24 protein-coding genes and 1 tRNA gene are annotated in these 21,462 nt (G+C 51.5%); 6 read left to right on the top strand and 19 right to left on the bottom strand.

Annotated features, from left to right (window positions below; all coding sequences use genetic code 11):
• Positions 1 to 245 precede the first annotated feature (245 nt).
• The 4 genes from BAQU_RS06895 to BAQU_RS06880 are packed head-to-tail and all read left to right on the top strand — an operon-like array spanning position 246 to position 3,744.
• The gene (locus tag BAQU_RS06895; protein ID WP_094693862.1) at positions 246 to 797 is read left to right on the top strand and encodes a carboxymuconolactone decarboxylase family protein; all 552 of its coding nucleotides are present in this window, start codon (positions 246 to 248) and stop codon (positions 795 to 797) included.
• Between the two features lie 42 nt (positions 798 to 839).
• Entirely contained in the window at positions 840 to 1,874 is a 1,035-nt protein-coding gene (locus tag BAQU_RS06890; protein WP_094693860.1) for an ABC transporter substrate-binding protein, read from the top strand.
• A complete protein-coding gene (locus tag BAQU_RS06885) occupies positions 1,871 to 2,908 on the top strand; it encodes an ABC transporter permease (RefSeq protein ID WP_094693858.1) in 1,038 nt (345 codons plus the stop codon). The genes BAQU_RS06890 and BAQU_RS06885 overlap by 4 nt, the downstream gene beginning before the upstream one ends.
• On the top strand, positions 2,905 to 3,744 hold the full coding sequence (locus BAQU_RS06880; RefSeq protein WP_094693856.1) for an ABC transporter ATP-binding protein: 840 nt from the start codon (positions 2,905 to 2,907) through the stop codon (positions 3,742 to 3,744). Before BAQU_RS06885 ends, BAQU_RS06880 begins: the two co-directional genes overlap by 4 nt.
• Before the next feature lie 70 nt (positions 3,745 to 3,814).
• Here the strand turns inward: BAQU_RS06880 and BAQU_RS06875 are convergent, their stop codons facing one another.
• The 3 genes from BAQU_RS06875 to BAQU_RS06865 form a co-directional block, all read right to left on the bottom strand.
• Positions 3,815 to 4,621 (bottom strand): SDR family NAD(P)-dependent oxidoreductase, encoded by an 807-nt coding sequence (locus tag BAQU_RS06875; protein WP_094693855.1) that lies wholly within the window; start codon positions 4,619 to 4,621, stop codon positions 3,815 to 3,817.
• 76 nt (positions 4,622 to 4,697) lie between these two features.
• Positions 4,698 to 6,011, bottom strand: a complete 1,314-nt coding sequence (locus BAQU_RS06870; protein ID WP_094694119.1) for an O-acetylhomoserine aminocarboxypropyltransferase/cysteine synthase family protein — start codon at positions 6,009 to 6,011, stop codon at positions 4,698 to 4,700.
• Positions 6,012 to 6,451: 440 nt separating this feature from the next.
• The gene (locus tag BAQU_RS06865; protein WP_094693853.1) at positions 6,452 to 7,048 is read right to left on the bottom strand and encodes a DJ-1/PfpI family protein; all 597 of its coding nucleotides are present in this window, start codon (positions 7,046 to 7,048) and stop codon (positions 6,452 to 6,454) included.
• 143 nt (positions 7,049 to 7,191) lie between these two features.
• On the opposite strand from BAQU_RS06865, the gene BAQU_RS06860 reads away from it, so the two are divergent.
• Positions 7,192 to 7,827, top strand: a complete 636-nt coding sequence (locus BAQU_RS06860; RefSeq protein WP_158215664.1) for an HAD family hydrolase — start codon at positions 7,192 to 7,194, stop codon at positions 7,825 to 7,827.
• A gap of 130 nt (positions 7,828 to 7,957) precedes the next feature.
• Here BAQU_RS06860 and BAQU_RS06855 read toward each other — a convergent pair whose 3' ends face one another.
• The 14 genes from BAQU_RS06855 to BAQU_RS06795 form a co-directional block, all read right to left on the bottom strand.
• Positions 7,958 to 9,700 carry an alpha/beta hydrolase family protein gene (locus tag BAQU_RS06855; RefSeq protein ID WP_094693849.1) on the bottom strand — a complete coding sequence of 581 codons (1,743 nt, stop codon included), beginning with the start codon at positions 9,698 to 9,700 and terminating at the stop codon, positions 7,958 to 7,960.
• A 26-nt stretch (positions 9,701 to 9,726) separates the two neighbouring features.
• Complete coding sequence (locus tag BAQU_RS06850) at positions 9,727 to 10,374, bottom strand: DUF4125 family protein (RefSeq protein ID WP_094694117.1); 648 nt, start codon at positions 10,372 to 10,374, stop codon at positions 9,727 to 9,729.
• A gap of 184 nt (positions 10,375 to 10,558) precedes the next feature.
• Complete coding sequence (locus tag BAQU_RS06845; RefSeq protein WP_094693847.1) at positions 10,559 to 12,496, bottom strand: DUF4037 domain-containing protein; 1,938 nt, start codon at positions 12,494 to 12,496, stop codon at positions 10,559 to 10,561.
• Between the two features lie 100 nt (positions 12,497 to 12,596).
• The gene (locus tag BAQU_RS10455) at positions 12,597 to 12,782 is read right to left on the bottom strand and encodes a hypothetical protein (protein ID WP_158215663.1); all 186 of its coding nucleotides are present in this window, start codon (positions 12,780 to 12,782) and stop codon (positions 12,597 to 12,599) included.
• A 546-nt stretch (positions 12,783 to 13,328) separates the two neighbouring features.
• Positions 13,329 to 13,898 carry a hypothetical protein gene (locus tag BAQU_RS06835; protein WP_094693843.1) on the bottom strand — a complete coding sequence of 190 codons (570 nt, stop codon included), beginning with the start codon at positions 13,896 to 13,898 and terminating at the stop codon, positions 13,329 to 13,331.
• A gap of 337 nt (positions 13,899 to 14,235) precedes the next feature.
• Positions 14,236 to 15,072 (bottom strand): phage major capsid protein, encoded by an 837-nt coding sequence (locus tag BAQU_RS06830; protein ID WP_158215662.1) that lies wholly within the window; start codon positions 15,070 to 15,072, stop codon positions 14,236 to 14,238.
• Between the two features lie 157 nt (positions 15,073 to 15,229).
• Positions 15,230 to 15,703: a hypothetical protein gene (locus tag BAQU_RS06825; RefSeq protein ID WP_094693839.1), complete on the bottom strand. Its 474-nt coding sequence runs from the start codon at positions 15,701 to 15,703 to the stop codon at positions 15,230 to 15,232.
• Positions 15,696 to 16,037 carry a hypothetical protein gene (locus BAQU_RS06820; RefSeq protein WP_094693837.1) on the bottom strand — a complete coding sequence of 114 codons (342 nt, stop codon included), beginning with the start codon at positions 16,035 to 16,037 and terminating at the stop codon, positions 15,696 to 15,698. The genes BAQU_RS06825 and BAQU_RS06820 overlap by 8 nt, the downstream gene beginning before the upstream one ends.
• A complete protein-coding gene (locus tag BAQU_RS06815; protein WP_094693835.1) occupies positions 16,021 to 16,209 on the bottom strand; it encodes a hypothetical protein in 189 nt (62 codons plus the stop codon). The genes BAQU_RS06820 and BAQU_RS06815 overlap by 17 nt, the downstream gene beginning before the upstream one ends.
• Positions 16,210 to 16,310: 101 nt before the next feature.
• Positions 16,311 to 16,607, bottom strand: a complete 297-nt coding sequence (locus BAQU_RS06810) for a hypothetical protein (protein ID WP_094693833.1) — start codon at positions 16,605 to 16,607, stop codon at positions 16,311 to 16,313.
• The gene (locus BAQU_RS06805; protein WP_143241975.1) at positions 16,597 to 16,911 is read right to left on the bottom strand and encodes a hypothetical protein; all 315 of its coding nucleotides are present in this window, start codon (positions 16,909 to 16,911) and stop codon (positions 16,597 to 16,599) included. The genes BAQU_RS06810 and BAQU_RS06805 overlap by 11 nt, the downstream gene beginning before the upstream one ends.
• Before the next feature lie 96 nt (positions 16,912 to 17,007).
• Positions 17,008 to 18,486 carry an AAA family ATPase gene (locus BAQU_RS06800; RefSeq protein ID WP_094693829.1) on the bottom strand — a complete coding sequence of 493 codons (1,479 nt, stop codon included), beginning with the start codon at positions 18,484 to 18,486 and terminating at the stop codon, positions 17,008 to 17,010.
• A complete protein-coding gene (locus BAQU_RS10450; RefSeq protein WP_158215661.1) occupies positions 18,483 to 18,656 on the bottom strand; it encodes a hypothetical protein in 174 nt (57 codons plus the stop codon). Before BAQU_RS10450 ends, BAQU_RS06800 begins: the two co-directional genes overlap by 4 nt.
• Positions 18,657 to 18,672: 16 nt before the next feature.
• Positions 18,673 to 18,897: an excisionase family DNA-binding protein gene (locus tag BAQU_RS06795; protein ID WP_094693827.1), complete on the bottom strand. Its 225-nt coding sequence runs from the start codon at positions 18,895 to 18,897 to the stop codon at positions 18,673 to 18,675.
• A 147-nt stretch (positions 18,898 to 19,044) separates the two neighbouring features.
• On the opposite strand from BAQU_RS06795, the gene BAQU_RS06790 reads away from it, so the two are divergent.
• A complete protein-coding gene (locus BAQU_RS06790; protein ID WP_094693825.1) occupies positions 19,045 to 19,830 on the top strand; it encodes a helix-turn-helix domain-containing protein in 786 nt (261 codons plus the stop codon).
• On the opposite strand, the gene BAQU_RS06785 is transcribed toward BAQU_RS06790, so the two are convergent.
• Both BAQU_RS06785 and BAQU_RS06780 read right to left on the bottom strand, forming a co-directional pair.
• Positions 19,827 to 20,876 carry a tyrosine-type recombinase/integrase gene (locus BAQU_RS06785; protein WP_158215660.1) on the bottom strand — a complete coding sequence of 350 codons (1,050 nt, stop codon included), beginning with the start codon at positions 20,874 to 20,876 and terminating at the stop codon, positions 19,827 to 19,829. The genes BAQU_RS06790 and BAQU_RS06785 overlap by 4 nt on opposite strands.
• A 428-nt stretch (positions 20,877 to 21,304) precedes the next feature.
• Positions 21,305 to 21,378: transfer RNA gene (locus tag BAQU_RS06780), tRNA-Pro, on the bottom strand.
• Positions 21,379 to 21,462: the final 84 nt, after the last annotated feature.

Raw genomic sequence — 21,462 nt, 5'->3', positions numbered from 1 at the left:
ATTGCAATCTTTCCTCACTCAAGTGCCGTATCTTTCTCTTTAGGCAGAGTGTAAAAACGGCGTTTTGCCTGGAACTGCTCATTTGACATACATATGAACATATCGGTTAAATTCATACATCATGTCATGTCACGCGGTTTGCTCTGCTGCGGTTGACTGGAGACGAGCATCCTCCGCGAACGATATGCATGCATTTCATTATCGAACATCCTTGATTTCAGGATGCACACAGAGGAGAAAGCACCATGGCAAGAATCGTCACGGTAGAGGAACATGAACTGTCGAAGGAAGCTGCCGAAGACTATGCGGCGTTGAAGGCACAAGGAAAGCTTTCCAATATGAAGCAGGCACTGCTTCGGGATCATCGTACGTTCAAGGCATTCATCGGCTGGTATGATTCATGGGCATCCCTGGCAGACGCGGTCGGGAATCGCGCTGCAACCGTGTATGCGCATGCCATTTCGACGACAAACAGCTGCCAGTTGTGCTCGCTCTTCTTTATCAATGACTTGAGAGAACTTGGCCTTGATCCTGCATCATTCGAGACCACCGAAGCCGAAGCAGAGCTGCAGGAGCTTGCCACGCAGATTGTGAAGGACCCAACCTCGGTTTCTGACGATCTTTTCGAGCGTCTCCACCATCGTTATTCAGATGATCAGATTGTCGTGATCGTGGGTTTTGCGGCACAGATGATTGCCACCAACAACTTCAACTCAGTATTGCAGATTGACGTTGATCGTCGTCTGCTACCTCTGAAGGATGAATTCCACCCGGCAACCTGGCGTAATAATCGCTAGTCACATAATCGAACTTCAACATCAAGAGCAAGGGTGCAAATCATGACAAACTTGACAGTCAAGAAGATTCTGTGCGTGGCATCGTTGGGCGTTCTGCTCGTCGGCATGCTCTCGGCATGTTCGCAGTCCGGCAATACTACGGCGAGCGGAGAATACGAGTTTGGCAGAATCGAACTACCGGTCAACGACGGGTCGTTGTGCGGAGGTCCGACATACATTGCATTGGAAAAGGGATTCTTTAAGGAAGAGGGTTTGGATGTGGTGCTTACCGCATCTGATGCCGAAGCTCGAAAAGTTGGCCTGAACAACGGCACCTATCCATTGGTCAATGGCGATTTTCAGTTCTTCCAATCCATAGAGAACGGCGTGAAAATCAAGATCGTTGACGGCTTGCACAATGGCTGCATCAAGTTCCTGGTTCGTCCCGACTCGACGATTAGCAAACCGGAAGACATTATTGGCAAGAAGATAGCCATCAACGAAGTTGGTGACACGCCGCATCAGGTCGTGAGCATGTGGCTTGAAGAGGGAGGCGTTTCGGCCGATCCTACCGATGGCGAGGTAGAGTTCCTGCCATTTGCCGACGCGAACCTGCAATTCGAGGCATTGGATAAGGGCGAGGTTGATGTGGTTGCAGCCTGGGATCCGGTGGGTTCCATCAAGGAGCAGGAAGGTTCGGCCAAGGTTATCTTCGATTTGTCGAAGGAAGAAGGATTCAAGGATCGCTTCTGCTGCTTCCTCTTCGCTTCTGAAAAGACGCTTGAGGCAGAACCCAAGAAGGTAGCAGCCTTGATACGTGCCTATCACAAGGCCGAAACGTGGATTGCACACAATCCAATAGAGGCCGTGAAGATCATCGCCGAGAAGAACTACTCACAGATCGATGACCCCGGCATTGCCGAAACGCTCTTGAAGGACTATCAGTACATGGATCACTCGATGGAAGTGTCGGACGACCGCAACCCAAAGACAGACGTTGAGTATTTCGCCGAGAAGCTGCATAACATCGGATATCTCAATTCAGATCCGAAACAGTTCGCCGATGATGTGTTCGTTGAAGTGGATCTTGAGCAGTGAGCGTAGTTCTTGCATCTCGAAAAGGCGCAATAGCTCGTTCGCGAGTCAAGCAGTGTGTGGCATGGTGCTTCACGCTGCTTGGCTTCGCAGTTGCGCTGGCAGTCGCCATCGTTGCTCCTTCGCCGGCCAAGGCGGCAACGACACCATATGATCTGGTGTTTGGACTCGTTGGTTCCGGCAATGGATTGTATGCGTTCATGCTGGTGGTGCTGATGGTGTGCTATTCCCTGACGCCCATCATCGCGCTTGTCAGCGGTCGAAAAGGTGCTGGGCTGGAACGATATCTTGCACGTTATCCGTTCAGAATAGCCGTGGGGCTGGCACTGTGCCTGTGGAATGTGCTGGGCGATGTCTTTGAAATTCTTCCTAGACCATTTTTCCCAGGGCCAGCACAGATTGCCGGAGCCTTTTTGGAAGACAGCGCCTTCATTCTGCACAACACTTTGTATTCGTTGAGATTATTTGCTGTCGGATTCATTGTCGGTGTGTTCTTCGGTGTCAGTACGGGAATCATCATCGGCTGGTTCGCCAAAGCTTATTATTGGGTGTTTCCAGTGTTGAAGATTACCGGCGTGATTCCCGCAGTGGCATGGATGCCGTTCGCACTGACTTCATTCCCGACTCCATTCGCGGCGGCTGCGTTTCTGATCGTGATCTGCGAATGGTTTCCCATCGCATTCCTCACCGCCCAGGGTGTGCGGAGCACGCCCAAGCAGCTGTATGAGGCAGCACGAACTCTTGGAGCCGGTCAGCGGACTCTGGTGTTTCGGGTTGCGGTGCCCCATGCCTTGCCGAATATCTTCACCGGAATCTCAACGGCGAATGCCTATGCCTTCGCGACGCTAGTCATGTCTGAAATGATGGGTCAGCCTGGCGGCTTGGGCTATTACATCAATTCGTCAAAGGTCTGGTCTGCATATTACAAGGTGTTTGCTGCAATCGTCGTGATGGCCATACTCTTCTCTCTTATTCTCAAAATAACCGAGCGCGTGCAGCGTCATGCGCTTCGATGGCAGCGAGGCCTTATCCAATGACTCAGCGAACTTCTCACAGAATCGAAACCGCTACCGACGTTGAAACCGACGTTGAAACCGCTACCGAAAAGAAAGTCTGTGTTTCACTTCGTTCGGTTGCGTTTTCATACTCGAGCATTGACGCTCAGCCAACCACGGTGCTGGAAGACTTCAACCTCGATGTGCATCAGGGTGATTTCGTGACCCTTATAGGACCTTCAGGCTGCGGAAAGACCACACTGCTCAGACTCATAGCCGGTCTTGAGCAGCCCTTGGTGGGAGATGTTGTATTCCAAGGCCAACACGTTGATGGGCCGAATCATAAGCGTGGCGTGGTATTTCAGCAGGGAAGTCTCTTCCCGTGGCTCACGGTGAGTGGCAATGTTGCCTTCGGACTCAAATCAAGGGGTGTTGCACCGTCGGAACGAACGAGCCAAGTCGCAGAAATCCTTGATCTTGTGGGCATGTCAGCATTTGCGCAGTCATATCCGCACGAGATTTCAGGCGGCATGGCACAGCGCGTGGCAATTGCCCGAACGCTCGTCAACGATCCCGATCTGGTACTGCTTGACGAGCCGATGGGTGCCTTGGATTCCTTCATGCGGCAATCCCTGCAATCACTGATTCTGCAGCTACATCAACGGCTTGGCATGACGATGATTCTGGTGACACATGACATTGATGAAGCTGTGTTCATGTCAGACAGAATAGTGGTTATGACTTCAAGGCCGGGGCGCATCATCGAATCCTTGCCAGTAACCTTGCCAGAGCGGAGAATGCAACGAGATAGAAGCAGCGCGAAATTCTTTGAAATTCGTTCAAGCATCATGACGCTGCTCTCCGACATTTCTGCCTAGCATACGTGGAATCGCCAGCGCCTCACGGTGTAGCTGTTTATGTGTTCTCGGTGTGAGTTGCAGTGGCGAATTATGCGGTAAGCAGGCCCGCGTCAAGTACCAGGCCACTACCAGTGATGTATCTGCCTGATCTGCCTGCAAGATATTTCACGGCTTCCACCACATCTTCGGTATCGACAAGCGAAACCGGCAGAAGATTGCCGGCTGATGCCTGGGCAATCTCCTCAGTGGTTTTGCCCTCAAGCTCAGCCAACCCATCATTCATGGCTGTATTCACACCGGTCGGGTGCAGCGTGACGACTCTGATGCCATAGGGTGCGAGCTCTATTGCCTGAGATTTTGCCAGCCCGACCAGCGCATATTTCGACGCTGAGTAGTGCGATAGCCGCCTGAGCCCACGAAGTCCGGCAATCGAGGAGTTATATATGATGACTCCGCTTTGCTGGGCTATCAGATGGGGGATGACATATTTGCTGACAATCCAGCCGCCTTTGAGATTGATATCCAGTACCGAATCCCAAGCATCCTCGCTCAGCTCCCACGAATTGCCGTAGGCGGCAATCCCTGCATTGCTGAAAACGATGTCGATGCCGCCAAATGCTTCGACGGTGTTATCAACGGAAGACTTCACATCACTCGCATTCCTGACATCGCCCGCATGAATGTACGCATGTGCGCCCAGGTCTTCGATCTCACGCTTGAGCGTATCAAGATCCATAGGGTCTGAGCGGTTGTAGGCCGGATAGGGGATGGGTCTGCCAAGATCTAAGCAGGCGATATTGGCACCTTCGGCCGCGAGGGCCAACGCAACCGCACGTCCCTGGCCTTTCGCGGCTCCCGTTATATATACTGTCTTTCCTGAAAACTCTGAGACCATGACTACTCCCTGGATTGATAGTTCTGTGAATATGTTGGCTGGGCACTATTGGCCTCGCCTTGAGAGTGAAGGTAAATTATTCTTTGGTTGGTTCATTGAAGGCCAGTTGAAATGCATGATCGAGATCGGCAATCAGATCATCGACATGCTCGAGTCCAATGGAAAGACGCAGAATATTCGAAGGAATGTCTGCCGATTCCAGAACTTCCTGCTCAAGCTCGGTGTGAGTGGTATGCGTTGGATTGGCGATGAGGGATCTGAAATCACCGATGTTGACATGATATGAAAACACGTCCAAAGCTTGAATGAAAGCATCGATCTGCTCGTCCGAACCTTTGAATCCGAATGATAGTAACGCTCCGGCACCGTGGGAGAAGTCCCGTTCTGCCAACGAGTGGAAGGGGCTTTGCGCAAGGCCTGCGTAGCGGACCCAGGCCACATGCGGATGATTGCTGAGATGCTGGGCTATGCGTGCTGTTGAACTGATCTGCTTATCCAAACGTTCGACAAGCGTGCTCAACCCGTCCAGTACCTGATAGGCGTCGAATGGGCTCAGTTTGGCTCCTATGAACTCTAGATGGAAGCAGCGCAGGGCGGTGATGATGGGAGCATGGGGATCCGCATCGATAGGACTTCTTGGATTGTCGTCTATGTCACGTAGTTTCCAAGACAGCTCATGGAGATGGGGGAAGCGCTCGCGGCTGTATTCGAATGTTCCGTTTTCAACCACGAGACCTGCAATGGCATTGCCATGACCACAAATGCCCTTCGTTGCCGAATACACGATGATATCGGCTCCATGCTTGAACGGTTGGTAGAGATATGGTGTCGCAACAGTATTGTCGACGATCACTGGGACTCCATGTCTGTGAGCTGCCTCGGCAATGGCTTCAATGTCGTAGATTTCGGCGTTCGGATTGCTTATGGATTCCAGATAGATTGCGCGTGTGTCGTCGTCGATCAGTGCTTCATATGCTTGTGGATCGTGCCGATCTGTCACGAATTGAGTCGTGATGCCGAATTTGGGAAAGAAATGAAGCAGAGACTCCTGCGCGGCCCCATAGAGCGATGACGCGGCTACGATATTGCCGCCTCCCTCGCCAAGCAGCAGAATGACATAGCTGATTGCACTCATTCCTGAAGCGAGGCCAATAGCTGCAGATCCGCCGTCTAGCTTGGCAATGCGTTCCTCAAGTATCGATACCGTTGGATTGCCTACCCTGGTATAGATGCCTCCGACTTCCGCGCCTGTCCATAAGCGCTTCGCCCGTGCGGTATTCTCGAGATCGAAGGCAGCCGATTGATATATGGGTGGCGAAACCGCATTGCCATGATCCTTTGGATCATATGCGGCGTGAATTCTTAACGTTTCAAATGCATAATCTGGCACGGTGGTCTCCTCGTGTCGGTTGGCTTCGTAGGCTTCGTTGGCTCCGCCGGATCCGTCGGAGCAGTGTCCATGGAACGGATGACATTCTCGACAATCTGCGAATCTCTTCGTGGATGAAGACAGCTGCCCATCGAAGCAACAATGGTCATGTTGATATACAGCAATCCACAATGTAACGGAATCTGCCACCGCAAACGCCAATATGACTATATGTTTAATTTAGAACGTTGTATCTGAAATAACGATGGAGAACATGCTTGATGATGATCATTGAGTGTTGCTGATAGCGTGCAGCGGTGAGTGTACCGTGATTATGCGGTGATCGTGCTGTGATCGTGCAAGGAATCTTTTCAAAAGGATTGCTGAGTAGTGATGGTTTGAGGCATGACTGTCGCCGCTGCCTCCTCACTGCATTTCGTCCTGTTAACTTCTGCGCGTCTTCAGGATAATCTGGCGAAAGGATCATTGTCTGGGTCTTCGTTCCATGAGTATTCAATGTCGTGGGCGGTCTTGCGCGCCACGGTGGTGCCAAGATGGTCGTTGACGTAACCGAGAGCCATATCCATTCCTGCCGAGACTCCGGACGATGTATAGATGTTGCCGTCAACAACCCATCGTGCCTTGGCGACCCAGTCCACTGCGGGATTCAATGAGGTGACCCAGTCGAAGGCAAGCTTGTTGGATGTTGCTCTCTTTGCATTTAGCAATCCAGTCTTGGCGAGCAATGCAGAACCAGTGCATACGGTCAGAATATTCTTGGCTTGTCTGGCTAGAGCGGCAAGCTGTGAAAGAAATTCATCATCGTTGACCAGCGGTCTCGTACCCATACCGCCGGGAATCAGCACTATTTCGTCTGGTGCCATCTGTGTGAAACCCTGTGTCTGAGTTTGCAAGCCTTGTCTGCTCGTCACGATTCCGCCGTGCATCGAATAGTATTCAATCCGATACTCGTTGCCCAGACTTCCGAATATCTCTATCGGTCCACAGGCGTCCAAGGTTTCGAAATTATCGAACAAGACAACATTGATTATCTGCATGCGAACCCTTCGTTCCGGTGTCAATCCCCATATTGCTCATGAATATAACATGTGTCGGCAACGAAAGCCCGGGAAGCTATCGCTGGGTAAGTCAGCGGCGTGTCATAGGTTTGTCGTGGAATTCTACCTGTTCGATTACAAGGATGACAGAAACAATGCAGCCAAAAATCACTAACGTTATGTTTGATTTCTGCGGAGTATTGCTTGATTGGCGACCAGATCTTGCCTTGGAGGGTGAATATCCACAAGGCGTTGTCGACATGTTTTTCGACCCTCATGATCCTTGGGGTTTTGACTATTACGATCAGCTTTGCGATGCAGGATGGAGCGAGAGTCGGATTCTTAGCGACTACGAGAAGCATCATGGCCCAGCAGTGGCATGGGTCTTTCAGGTGTATTTCAACCATTTCGAACGAGCATTCCATGGTCTGATTCCTGGAATGGGCGAACTGCTTCACGATCTGCGCTCTGCCGGCATTGGCATGTGGGGTTTGACGAATTTCACCAAGAGCAGCGTTGATGAGGCATGTCGGCGATTTTCTGAGCTTGCTTTGCTAAGCGGCATCGTTGTTTCAGCGGAAGAGCACTTGATAAAGCCCGATCCGCGAATATATCAGTTGGCATTGAAACGATTCTCCTTGCAGGCGGAGCATACGGTTTTCATTGATGACCGGCAAACCAACGTCGAGGCAGCGCAACACCTTGGAATCCACGGAATCTGTTTCACCGATGCTGATGAATTGCGCGAATCTCTCAAAACGATGGACATTTTGAGCTGAAAATAGGCCGTACAGTTACATTCTTCGTTCATTGTGAACTCATCAGAGTATACAAGCCCAAATTTGGCCTCATATCACCCACAAAACAATGATTTAGAGGCTTATCTACTTTCATGAGTTCACAATGAATTCAATATAGTCCCCAGAAAGCCAGAGAACCCATCAGCAGCGCCGACCCACAGAGCACACATAGCATGATGATTCGTTGCAAACCGTTGAAAACATGCGAAATTTCGTCCGGTTGGTTGCCTTCGCGCCCAGTGAGCCGAACCAGCAGCGGATTCAAGAATTGTGTGCACAACCATGAGAAGGCCAAAATCACCACAATTGAAGCCACTCGAAGAACAATCCACAGCGAACTCAGAAACTCTGTATCTCGTTGCAAGGTAAGCGCCTGAGACACCACTACAATCACGTAACCCAAGATTCCCAAGGTTGAGGCGATGCTCAGGAGACCAGTAATCCACATCGAAGCAACGGAAGCGCGCGAAAAGTTCGTGCTTACAGGAATGCTGTGCTGCGAATGCAAGAGCCGGCCTTTGTTCCCATGTTTTCGAATCGATCTTCCGATGGATCGAAGCAAGCCCAGCAGGAATGCAATGACGCACAGTCCCGTGCCGAAGAGCATCAGCGCAAAGAGCTGACCAAGCGAGGTAACCAAGCCAGCCGTGGTATGCGACGGCACCGCATACCGTTGATGCGGCTGGAATCCTGCAACCATTGGCGTCTTCCATTCCTGTGCGGATGTTCCAGAGGCAATGCCATTGATCCAATCATCCAGGTTCTGCGTATATCCAACGGCGAGCGGAAGATTGGGAAGTGCCATATTGTCGCCGACGCGCATCTGATGGTTTGCATCGTAATAGCGAACCGTCACGTTACGGTTGTTGTTGGCCTTTGCTTTGGATATCACGGTTGTCGCTCCTTGCTCGATGGGCATGGAGAGGTCGCGAGTGCCATAATTGATCAGCGTCGGCTGGGTGAGATGTGAAATGTATTGAAGAGAATCAAAGTCTGCATAATCTAACCCCAGCACAGAAAAATTCAACGCAGTCAGCCTGGGAATGTCCTGTGTAAGAGCAAGAGGAGCACCGGCAGTCTCGAAATACGATGTAGCGGCAATCGCCATCTGCTGACGACCCGAATACACGGGCGGAGAGGTAAGGATAGTAAAGGCAACATCCTTACGCTCTGCCGTCATGATTGATGAAATCCACGTGCCTTCAGATTCTGCATACAGGCCCACCTTATTCTCATCGACACCGGACCAATGCTTCAAAATGTTAAACGAAGTGCCGTAGTCGTGAGCCATCGAAACATAGTTCCGATGAAAAATCGTGTAGTCATCCATACGTTTGTCCGGTACCAGAGTGGTGATGCCAGCGGAGGCCATCGAAGATGCCAGATCCCCATACACCTGTGACGACTTGCCCGTACCTGCGCCCTGGATGAGCAGACAAGCCGGCCGGTTTTCCGGAGCACCAATCGGTTCACGAATGAGCGCACGAATGGTGACCTTAGACGTGAGTCTCACCTCAATCGGCGTCTCCTTTATCCGATATGTGCCTTCATGGGCGGGAATCGCCAGCGAGGACGCAATCGAAGTATTCCTGGACTGGACTTTAATGTGAGTCGTGTTTGTCTGAATCTGCCAATGAGGAGCCATAAGTGTCCCCATGAGTCCAAGCACAATACAAGTCACCAGAGTGATGACCACATAGGCGCAGAAGGTGGCAACTCTCAATTGTCCTGGAGTTTTCGGCTGATGCTGCTTGGTTTCAAACACTCTCACTACTTTAATGAGACTCCTGACGAAGCGAAGACTCCACCAGTCGAAAATCTCCAAACCCTTGGCAATCGCCTTGCGTAGCATGGCGAGAAGCTTTCACATCACAGCGACTATTGCGATGCTTCAGCTTCTTCCAAATCCTTATAACCTCCCAGCTGTACCGTTTTTTCGACGGTTTCTTGTGTGAGATTGAGATTGTTGCGCTTGCAGCTGGCGATCAGAGCCTCGTAGTAATCCAGAGTGCGAGCGGAATAGGTGCTCAATTCTCCTCGCAAGTATGTTTCGAATGATGTTGCATATTGAGAATCTTCACTCGTGTGGATGAGCCGCATTGCCTGGCCAAGCTTGGGATAAGCGTGACGAAATTCGATGACCCAGGCAATCTGGGTTGCGATTATTCTCTCCTGCTGCGCAATGCGATCCGCGCTTAATGTTGCAAGATAGGGAGCAATGCTTTCGGCAAATTGCTCAGGTGCCGTTGATACCATCATGCGCCCATATTTTTCACTGAGCAGATTCCTTCCCGATTCTTCCGCGTAATTCAAGTCATCGGAATAGCTCTGCAGCAGAGGCATGCTCCATGTCAGGAATTGGCTGGCGCGCATCTGATGGAATACCGGCCAGTTTCCCTGGCATGCGGCTCTTCCTCCTTCGTTATGCACATCTTGGAACTGATCCCATTCCTGTTGCACAACATGATCGACCAGACTGGTGAACGCATCGGCAGCTTTGGCCTGATGATGTGGGTGTGTAGGCATGAAAGCACGGTGAGGAGTGGTCGTGGTTGCAGCTGATCCGGTAGGGTCTTGTCGCAGATCACTCATGTGTTCAACGTTGTTGTGCCTGTCCATAATGTTCCCCTTCTTTTCGTTCATGTTCCATTGAGTTATGACTGATTGATGACTGATTGATGACACATGTCCTAATCTCGTCGTGTCCAACTCACAAACTCCGTAGACATGTCTCCCTGCTGGTAATGTTCGCCTCGATGAATGGGCGCTGCCACTCAAGAAATGTTTCAGATGAAGTCGTCAAGCCCTGACGTCGCAGTTCGGTGACAACTTCTCGGCAAATTGAATCGATTATTGAAGTCAGCGGTTCGATGGCTCTCCCTGCGGAAAGCTGGCTCGCGGTGGTATGGGCAGACAGCTTCGAAGATGCCGCAATGAGCTGTTCGAGCTGTGCAGGCACATCGCGAAGCACCATCCCCATCCGTGCAGCAAGTCTGCGCAGTGCAGCAAAGTTCCACTTATAATACGGTACATATCCGGCGCTGACGGGATTGTTGACAAGAAAAATACATGATGAGCAGGCTTTCACGAACTCGCAGACCGAAAGCCATACCGCTGGCCAGTCATTGCGCCTGGCCATGCGTTCAACGTTATATTGCCCTGTCTGCGCCATCATGCCGAGCCGTCGAGAAATAAGCGAGAGCCGCACATCGTCGGGCATGAAAGTGAAACCTTGCCTCGTCTTTGAAAACGCTCCTAAAGGATCTGCGAACACTTCGCCGTTCGTGGCGGTTGCCAGGGTAGCCTCGCTGAGTGAAAGCCACAGGGGGAATTCATCTTGGCCAGGGGCTTCGGGTAATCCGGTGATGGATTCAAAAAAATCACCAATCGAAAAGATGCCATAGCGCTTGTTCATACCGTGAGCGCGAACACTCGTCGTATCGGGGCCGAACCCCATGAAGGATTTCGGAAGCCTATCGTATTCATTCTGCAAGGATGCTCCGAATTGTGCATAATCCTTCTGGGTGAGCCACACACAGAAACCAGGCGCGAAGTCATGATCCTCAGAGAGCTCGTCGTCGAATCCGAAGCATTGCGATCCATGACCAACGAGACCGACTGCAATATGAGATTCATAGTCTGCAAACCGGTCGTGAATCAGGGACTTACCGAATTCTTCCCAATATGCCCTCGATAATTCCAGGCCAGTGATTCGATGTTGTGGGGCATTGCCGCCAGGGGTGTGCTCAAGCTTGGCTTGTGCCTGAATCAGGTTGCTTTTTGTAGTTTTGTAATAGTAGCTTGTCTTGCCAAATCGCGTTTCGATAAGGTCAAGCGCGTGGTGATAATGTTCAACGCTTCGTGCATAGTGACCCTGACGGAAGAACACCTGTCCCTGGCATGCAAGCGCAGAAGCATAGTGCGCTCGATCGGTGAGATTGCCAAGCTCATAGATGCTGAGAGCTTTGAGTGAATGAGTGCTGGCATCGTCAACTCGATCCTGCGCGAGGAGTACGAGTGCAAGATTGGTATGAGTCGAGGCAAGGTCGACGTTGAGGGAATCCATCTCTTTCTGCTCACGCGTACCCTTCTTGGCTATATGAAGGTCTGAATCGGCATTCTTTCTGTTGATGGATACTGATTCGCTGCTTTGCATGTCGGTGAGGAGTTGGAGCGCTGTCTCAAGCTCTGTTTCTGCCTTGGAAAACTCATGCATGTCGCTGTAGAGCATCGAAAGATTATTGTGCAAGGCCGCAGTCTCTCGTATATTCGGTTGCTTGAGTCTTGTGTTCTCAGCCAAAGCTTTGCGATACATTGACTCAGCATGTGGAAGATCGCCAGCCGCGCGATATCCTGTTGCGGCATTGATGAGTGTGGCAACCCCCGCTGGCGTTCCCGCGATATTCAATGATTCAGCGAGTTTCAAGGCTGTAGGAATAACCGATGCGTTGGCGTCGTGCAACGCACGAGAGCGATTGAAGCCAATCATCTCATTCAATACCGTGAGTTCGCCGCCTTGATCGTGGGATTGGCGAGCCGCGGCAAGCGAAGCATCAAGATATGATGCGATTTCAGCAGAGTCTGCCTTACGAGCGAATTCCTTGTCCAAATGCTCCAAGAATTCATTAACGTTGAACGTTTCCCCCATGCCAGGCCTCCTTGCCCTTCTCAATACCATTCTAGAGGATGCTTTTCCGCTGGTGTGCGGGCGTGTAATTCGTTCCAGCTGATGTCATGTTCCTCTCCCGTCATCCCGAGCGAGCGGAGCGAGTCGAGGGATCTTGGCTGTTGATGCTTGCAAGGGTGAGATCTCTCGACTCGCTGCGCTCGCTCGAGATGACAAGGGAGGTGGGGATGGTCGAGGTGACAAGGGATGTGGGGATGGCGAGCATCGACACCGTGTCGTTCCTGCTCTCGTGGCCCCTGCGATGCATGATGATGCCGCAATATGGGGGCTATAGACAAAAAAGCGGGGGCTGTAACCCCGAATAGTGACACGAGTGGTGACACCAATGATGGCGATAATAAAAAACCGGAACCGCTGAATATCAACGGCTCCGGTTGTACAGTCGGGGTAGGGGGATTTGAAGAAATGTATCAAAGGCATACTGCTATAACGATTCTAAAGAATGTATGTCATTAGGTATGCTCTATTGAGCTTGCATCTAAAGGTTATGAGTAGTAATTGATATCTTTGTGTATAGATCGCAGCATGAGCACCCGAGCCATCGCACCAATCGTCGGAGTTGGTATTGGAACAGTGCACCGTGACATTGAATCATCAGCTGTTCCAAATGGAACACCTGAGCAACGAGCCATCGCACCAATCGTCGGAGTAAGCAACTACACGGTTTCAAAAGATATAGAAGGTGTTAGGAACCTAACACCTGAACAAACCGAGGTGTTACCAGAAGTTACACCTGACTCTGAGTCTTTTGATTATTCTGTTACGGCTCCTGACTATGAGACGAGCTGTGATGCTAGAAGTCGAGGATCTTTTTTGTTCTCCATTGTTCTATGATCTCATAGACTCCTTTGACACCAAGAAAGCGGATTTGGTTGGTTTCGTTTAGTGCGACGCAGCGTGAGGTAAGTGGGAAGTTCCTTATTCTTTCAGCTTTTGCAAGGTCGCCGTGCATTGCGTTTCCGTACAGCATATCTGTCAATAAATCTGCTGGGAATTGTGGCGCTTGTCCTTCAATTTGGAAGACGATTCCGTTCTTTGGAGGTTTCTTCCAACGGGGGGCATATTGTAAGAGACAGGTAATTATCTTCTTAATTTCAGGTGGCTTTTTACAAGGTAAACTTCTATTCATTGAATTAATCACTGAAGTAATTTTCACGTTTTCATCAGTTTGAAAATATTTGCGCAGTAGCATCGCTACGACCAGCAATCTCGCATATTCCTCAGGATGGTCAGGGCCCATTGCATGAACCTTGTCTGGGTACTGCAATTCATCAATTATCATCCGGTCGGATTCAAAAACCTCGCAAAAGAGTTTTATGCGTGATTGATTGTTGAGACTGGTGGTTCCATGAGCTTTAGACATAGATACATACTATTGCTAAATGATGAGTAGTTCATGTAAACCTGCAAGTCTAGTTATCTGACCTACATTTCTTGCATGTTCTTTTGTCGGTTGCGTCACTGTGGTGCCAGTCGAGTTGGGTGTAGCCAGTCGGGTGCTTGTCGTTTATGGTTTGTGGAAAAAAATGTGGGGAGATTTTGGCTCTTTGCACTGTGGGGGGCCTAGCGCGTGGGGGTTGGTGGACCTCCCCTGGGTGTTTTGAGTGTTGGGATTGTTGGCCTGACGGGTTTTGGAATAGTGAAACAGAAGCAGCGTAGAGTGTTGGTCTTGCACTGCTTCTGCTGTTCCTGCTGTTGGCTTATGCTGCTGTGATGGTGAGTTTGGCGAGTCTGTCTGGGTGGATGACGTTGTGTCCGATTCTCCATGTGGCTCGGCGTACGATGCTGTCGCTGGTGAAGGCTGCGTCTGTTGATGAGGCGACGTTGATGTTGCCGACTGCTGCGACGACTTCGGCTGCGCTGTCGATGAGCAGTGTGTTCGCGGTGATGGATTTGTTGGCGATGACTGGCAGCGCGAAGATGCTCAGCGCGTTGTTCTGGCTTGGGTTGCCGAGAATGTATGTGCCGCCCGTGGCGTCCTTGAGCTTGCGCAGTGCTGCCTCTACCAAAGGCGATACGAGGATTGCGGTGGGTGTGCCGCCGTTGGTTTCGATCTGTGCTCTGGTGTCGGCGATCAGGTCGATGATGTCGGCGAGGGCGGCCGCGTCTGGGGTGAGCATTCCTGTGGTGTTGAGCAGGCCGGTCGAGCCGAGGGTGCTTGCTGCTGGGTTGGTGAGGAATGCGCCGTTGGCGCTGGTGGTGATGCTTCGTGACACGCCGCTTGCGATGAGCTGGGATGCTGTGCTGAATGTGGCTGACTCGTTGGACTGGGTGACGATGGTGGCGATCTTGCCGGTGGTTACCAGCACTTCGTCGAGTACGCCGCCGCCGTCTGCGATCTCGCTGCCCTCCGCGGTGAATCCGCTGGTCGGGTCGGTCTTGACGTAGGGTACTCGGATCTGGGGCTTGTCTCCTTCGATGATTCCGGCGACGGTGGCGATGGCGGGGTTGACGATGAGCGCGTCCGGCACGGCGTCGGTGTAGGGGAATGTGAGATCGGGGTAGAGGCCCTTTTGTTCGGTTGTGGTGAATGACATTGTTGCTGCTTTCCGGGTGGGTATGCAAAAGACCGCCCTAACATGATTGGTTCTCATATCAGAGCGGTCCCGGACCGGTTCTGCTGCGGACTCCGTCCGCCTACTGCTGTCTGATGTTTCAGGGCACGGTCCCTACGCATCTTTTACAGCAAGTATATCACTGCCCTTGTCCGAATGCCTGGCTCCAAGCGTTGCCCCTGCGGGGTTCCGGCTGATGGTCCACGCCGAATGCGATCGGTGCCTGTGGCCGGGCATCCCTGAGATAGGGCTTCTCCTCGATCTGGCTGGCGATGAAGGCGTCGAACCTGTCAGCGTCTACAGCGCTCTGCTCGGTGAACAGTGCATCGACTGCGCTCTCATCCATTCCCTCGTAGAGGTCTCTGGCGGCCTTCGGGTCGATCACATGCCCGTTGGCGCTGGCATTGTTGAGCATGGCGCGCCGTGCTGCGGTAAGGCTCTGACGCAACGTCTGCACCTGTGATTCCGCTTCCCTGGCACGGATGCGGTAGCGTGCTTCCTTGCTGCTGGGGGTTTCCTGCCGTGCGGAAGTATCGTCAGGGGAAGGGGTTGCTGCATCCCCTGCTTTTTCCGTCCGGTCGGCTGGTTCCTGGTTCGCTGGTTCTTCATTCATCTGATTCTCCCCGATTGTTGGTTGTCTGTGTGAGATTGCGTGGTTCGAGACCCAGCCGCCGCGCTGCCTGGCTGACGGTCATCGACTTGCCGGCGACGGTGGCCTGTTCCTCGTTCTGGCAGTCGCGGGCCGCCGCGGAAAGGCATTGCGCGATCAGTTCACGGCCATGCTGCGACGCGATTTGCGGCATTCCGAACGTCTTGAACGGTGCGTTCTCATGGATGCCCTCGGCAAGATTCGACACCCACCAGCTCAAGAGCCGTGCCGCGATTATCTTGGCCGCAACCCAGTCACGATCCTCGGCGGCCTGTTCGAGATCATCTGATCTGTTCATGCTCAAACTCCTTCAAAATTGATTCGATCCTTCTAGCGAGATTCTGGCTTCTTGCCCGCTCCTTCTGCCATGCCTCACGATTCTGCTTGGCTCGGAGCTCCCATTTGCGGGACATGGCCTTCCAGTCAATATCCGGTTCAATGACGTTGTGGGCGAGTTCGCTCGGTGTCATGCTGTTCCTTCCTCTGATTATGTTCGATGATTCCTCGAAGCCAGTAGCCCACTAAGGGACCGAACAGCAGAAACCACAGCTCGGCCAAAGTGCCCCAAAGCTCACTCATGGCTGGTCCCCTTCCCGTTCTTCTCCAACTGCTCGATGCCTTGAAGCCATTGCTCGAGCCGTGGCTCGTCATCACTCATGGAGTGAATGAACTCGCAGATTGGGCATACGATCCATGAGCTATGACCTCTTGGCCGAATGATGCGATCTGCACCAGAACGAACCTCCTCCCCACACAAGGCGACGGAAGGAACGTCAGATTCGATATCCTTATTGCTGATGTAGTGGAACACGGTGGGTTCGTCCGCCTGAGATTGTTGTTGTCGTATGGTCTCGGTTTCAGCGTGCATCGTCCTGTCCCTTCATGGCGCGGACCGTGTCGAGAATGTGACCGAGTTGCAGGAGAAGACTGATGGCCTGCCTGGTCTGCTCGAGGGTGCCGTGCATGAGCTCCCCGTCATAGGTGACGTTGCCATGCCGGTCCGCACGGATCACGCTCAGACCGTACTCGTTGGTGCTGGTGGCATAGGGGCTGATCTGGTATTCCTTGCGGAACCCGATCTCGCGGGAGAGTTCACGCAACTGCATCCCATATTCCTTGGAGAGTGCGGTTAATGAGGGGTTGCTATAATCGATGGTGGATTGATTACTCATTTTTGATCCTTATTACATGCCCTGATGCCCTTAACATCGGGGCTTTGTTTTGCCTACGAACCCCATAGGTGGGGAAGTGTGTCAGAACGGTTCGCTTCACGATGCCGGTGTGAAACTGTCGGCGCGACGTTGGAATTCACGGTCCGCGAGCTGTTTGAGCAGGCCACCGTGTTGTGTGAGCATTTCCAGGGTCTCGCCGCTCATGCGCGGAATCTTGGCATCGAGCGCACCATCACCCTGGCTGTCGAGCATCTTTTCCCAGGTTTCGATGATGCCATCCGCCTGATCGGGTTCGAGCCGTTCCAGATGCAGGGAAAATGATTTGTGTTCATTAGTGTTCGTGTCAGAAGTGAACACTAATCGATTACTAATCGTTTCCCCTACTGCCGCAACGGTTTCCGATTTGTGTTCATTAGTGTTCATCTGAGTATCGGGAGAAGGATGAACACTATTCGACAGACGCCATATTCTGCGTTGTCCGCGTCCCGAATAAGTCGGATCGGCAATGGATTCGATGCAAGGATTCGAGGCTCGGTGCTGTGCGTTGCGCAACTGCACTTTGCTGTATCCTTCCTCCTTGGCCGCCGCCCAGATGTCATTGAATGGTGCGGCTCCTTCGCGCAGGTAGTCGGTGAGCCAGTCGATGACCTCGCCTGCCGAGGATTGCCGGCCATCGCCCAGGTTCGCGGACTTTCTCATCTCCCTGTCAACATCGAGATCATCGTCTGGAACGGGCGTGGAGATGATGCCGGTCGTCTTTCCAGGGGTGGAGGTCGGTGCCGATTCGAGCGTGTAATGCCATCCTGGTGCGCCTTCCATGAAGTTGCTCTTGGTGACCTGGAAGCCGTAGGCGTCATCGGTCTTGATGAAGCTGACCACCTGGCGTGACTTGTCCGTGAACGCCTTGGAACCGCGAACTGCGTTCTTCGCACCGTCAAGCAGATTCTTGTTCGTATGATGAATCCCGATGACGGCCATCCCGTATTTGGAGCTGAGGTGGTTGAGGAACGTGAGCACGGGGGCGACGTTCTCGGTCTTGTTGATGTCGGGATGTTCGAAGCAGTCAGCGAGCGCGTCGAGGATCATGAGCCTGACATGGTGGGTGGCGATCAGGACTTCGAGTTCCTTGCCCTGTCTGGGCAGTTGCAGGTAGGTGGTCCCCTCTGTAGCTGTTTCGCCTGGCTGGGTGCAGACGACGACATAGACACGACTCATGTCGGCGTGCAATGCTTCGAGCTTGGGACGGATGATTCCTGGCGCATCCTCGCTCAGGAGCAGCAGCACGTTCGACGGCTCTTGCAGTTCACCGGAGCAAATGCCCTTGGTGACTCTGGCGGCGGTCCACAGGGCTGTTGCCGACTTGCCGATCCCGTTGTCGCCGGAGTAGAGCGTGGTGCCCATGCCGAGGATCAGCCAAGGTTCCAGCAGGTGAGGTTCGATCACGTCGAAGGAATCCAGACGGATCGCCGCAACCTGATTCGCAGTCTTGGCCTGTGCCGCCTGCATATCGATGTTGTTCATGAGCTGGTCCGCTACCGCTTTCTGTGCTGGTCTACAATCAATGTCAAGACTCATTCATGCACCTTCAATCGAGACCAGTACAACGGTTCGAACTCGTAGCCGCATGGACCGACTGGCCGGCCATCGCCCACATACTCGCCACGCTCCACGATCACATCCGACATCGTGGCCGGACGCCACCGCTCACCCTTGCGGGCAAGACGCACTATTTTGTAATGTTTCATTTTTGAGTCCCGATTCTTAGTCGAGAACTCGAAAGTTTGACGGTTTCGCAAAGAACAGGCGTATGTCATCGGCGTTGATAAGAACTTTGCGGCGTCCGATTTTGTAGGCTCGAAGTTTTCCATCTGCAATCATGCGATCTAAAGTCTGAAGAGAGCAATGAAGCTGGGTTCCTGCTTGTTCTTTAGTCAAAGTTTCTGGAATGCCTGTAATGTGCACATTTGATTCGGTAGACTGTTTCATGGTGTTTCCTCCCTGAGAGGTTGGTAATGCTAGCCACCCATACCGGCTGCAACCGGTATGGGTTTTATCACAATTACTGAGTATTTGTGATGTTTTTAGACTAGCACAGAATATATTAATTTGTGCTGTTAGTGCTATAGTTGCACCATGAGCACTCAGAAAATGACGGAAAATCAAGAAGAAATCGGCGTGTCGTCGTTTGGAACAAGACTTCAGAGATACCGCAAAGCATTGAATTTAAGCGGTGAGGAGTTAGCCGATAAGATCCAAACAAATTTCAAGTCGAGCACTCTGTCTCGTTCGATAATTGCAAATATCGAGAATGGTCGACGCAAAGTCACAAAACTCGATGAGATAGTTCAGCTGGCGAAGGGTCTCAGCATATCCCCGTTAGCCCTGATATGTGATCTTGAGCAACCTCTGTTGCCCTCGGACAACCCTGTATTTCGAGGAATGACGAACTACAGCGTGTCCCGACTATTTCTTGTTAAGGATTTGGAATTCCCAACAGCTAAACCACTCGATAACCTCATTGGCATCTATAGCGTCTTTAACCGATATTTGACATACAGATTAAGTTTGCTCCGGGCAATGCGTGAATTTGATGATTTTGTATCTGGGAAGATTGAAGAAGAATCATATTCTCATGATGAAGAGCGTTCTCTATTCGGAGCGCTTGCCTATAACAATACTTGTGAAACATATCTAGCCGAAGTTAAAGATCTTTACGATCAACTCGAGAAGGTGAATGTCATTATTCCTGGAGAAGAGCGAGAACGCTTCCATAGAGTTGAACTCAGAATTAAAAATATAAGAAAAACCGCTAAGGACAAAAAACTTATAACGCCAGAATTGCAAGAACAATATAATCAATGGGAGAGGGATTTTGGGTCTCGATATGAGGAAAGTCTTGATGATGAAGATACCTTTTAATCTTTGTTTTCTAGCTCTTTGCTAAGTTGTTTTATTCTCTCGTTGAGGAGCTTAATTTGTGATTGCAGGTGCTCTATTTCTCGATTGATTTCGGCTTTATTCCTGGGTGTTGTGATTAGTCGTTCCCCAAGGTTGTCAGCAACCTTTCGTTTATGTTCGCCGAGAACTCTTTGATATTTTTCAACAGCAGTCTTCGAATCTGAATGTCCTGCAAACTGCATTACCTCGGCGAGTGTTCCGCCTGATAGAACAAGGTTCGTAGTTGCAGCGGCACGGAGAGTATGAAAGTGCAAGTCCGGTCGTTTAGCCTTGATGGCTGCCTCTTTGAAGTGCTTGTACAGCAGGGTGCGGGGCACTATGTTGCTTGTTTTGGATTGAAGCACCATTGCACTGGGGTTATTCGCGGTGAATAAGTTCAGATGTTCCTCAAGCATTGGGATCAGTCTTTCCGGAATCACGACGTCCCTTATGCTGTTTTTAGTCTTGGGGTCATCGATACGCAGTTCCCCTCTGTCCGAAGCGCCTCGGTTGATGCTATGGCGAATATGCAGGACATGGTTTTTCAAATCAATATCACGTCGTTGCAGAGCGCACACCTCACTCTCTCTCATACCGCCTGCGGTTGCTGAAAGATACACGGAGATGCGCGTGTAATCGGGCATGTTCTCGTAGATCGTCCTCAGCTGTTCTGGGGTTGGCGGGTCGATCTTCGATTGCTTAGACTCTGGGCGTGATATAGGCATCGTGCAGGGAGATTGATCAATGATTGCAGCTTCGCCGTCAATTCCCGGTGCTGCGGCCGCGCTCATGATTGCCCGCATGGTTTTATATGCATGGTAGCGGGCATAGTCGCCATTGAGCGGACAATTATCCAGCCATTTCCTGATATCCGAAGTGTGAATATCTGTGACTTTCATTTGTCCAAAAGAATCCTTGAGATGTTGAATGTCTACAAGCAGCTTTCGCCTGCTGGTACCTCGAAGGGGCTTGCCATTTTTCGTCTGATAACTGGCTATCCACTGATCCGCATAGTTATCAAACAGCACATTGCTCCGCTCCTTGGCCTTCTTCCTTTGAGAGGGGCGAAGCCACTCCCGTTCACCGCGTTCATGAAGCTTAACCAGCTCATGCTCTGCATCCAGCCATGAGAATGCCTGAGCCTTGGACTCAAGAGGGAAGTTCCGGTTGACACTGCCATCGCCCTGTAATGGGGATACGTAGCGTGCAATCCAGCCGACCTGAATATCGGTGCCGCGACGATACCGTGCAACGACTGTTCCCCAGGCGTTTCTATGGCTCTTTTTCCGTGGCATCAAGTGTTCCTTAGTATGTCCCAAAGTATGTGCTATCTAATATATATCAAGCATGTTTAAGGCACATTGTGAGGTGTGTGCGAAAAGCTGTTAATGGTGCAATAGCACTAGAAATACCAAGAAAAAAGCGGCCTCATGCCGAAGCATGAAACCGCATATTGTCGGGGTAGGGGGATTTGAACCCCCGGCCTCTTCGTCCCGAACGAAGCGCGCTACCAAGCTGCGCTATACCCCGTACAACTCGTCAGATGTTACACCGACGCATGCCCAAACATCAACTCGAGTGCGATTGCAGATGAACGGTGATGGTGTAAACCTT

This window comes from Bifidobacterium aquikefiri, from assembly GCF_002259795.1.
Lineage (GTDB): Bacteria > Actinomycetota > Actinomycetes > Actinomycetales > Bifidobacteriaceae > Bombiscardovia > Bombiscardovia aquikefiri.
Note: the sequence above shows the minus strand (reverse complement) of the source record. Positions and strands in the feature narration are given on the sequence as shown.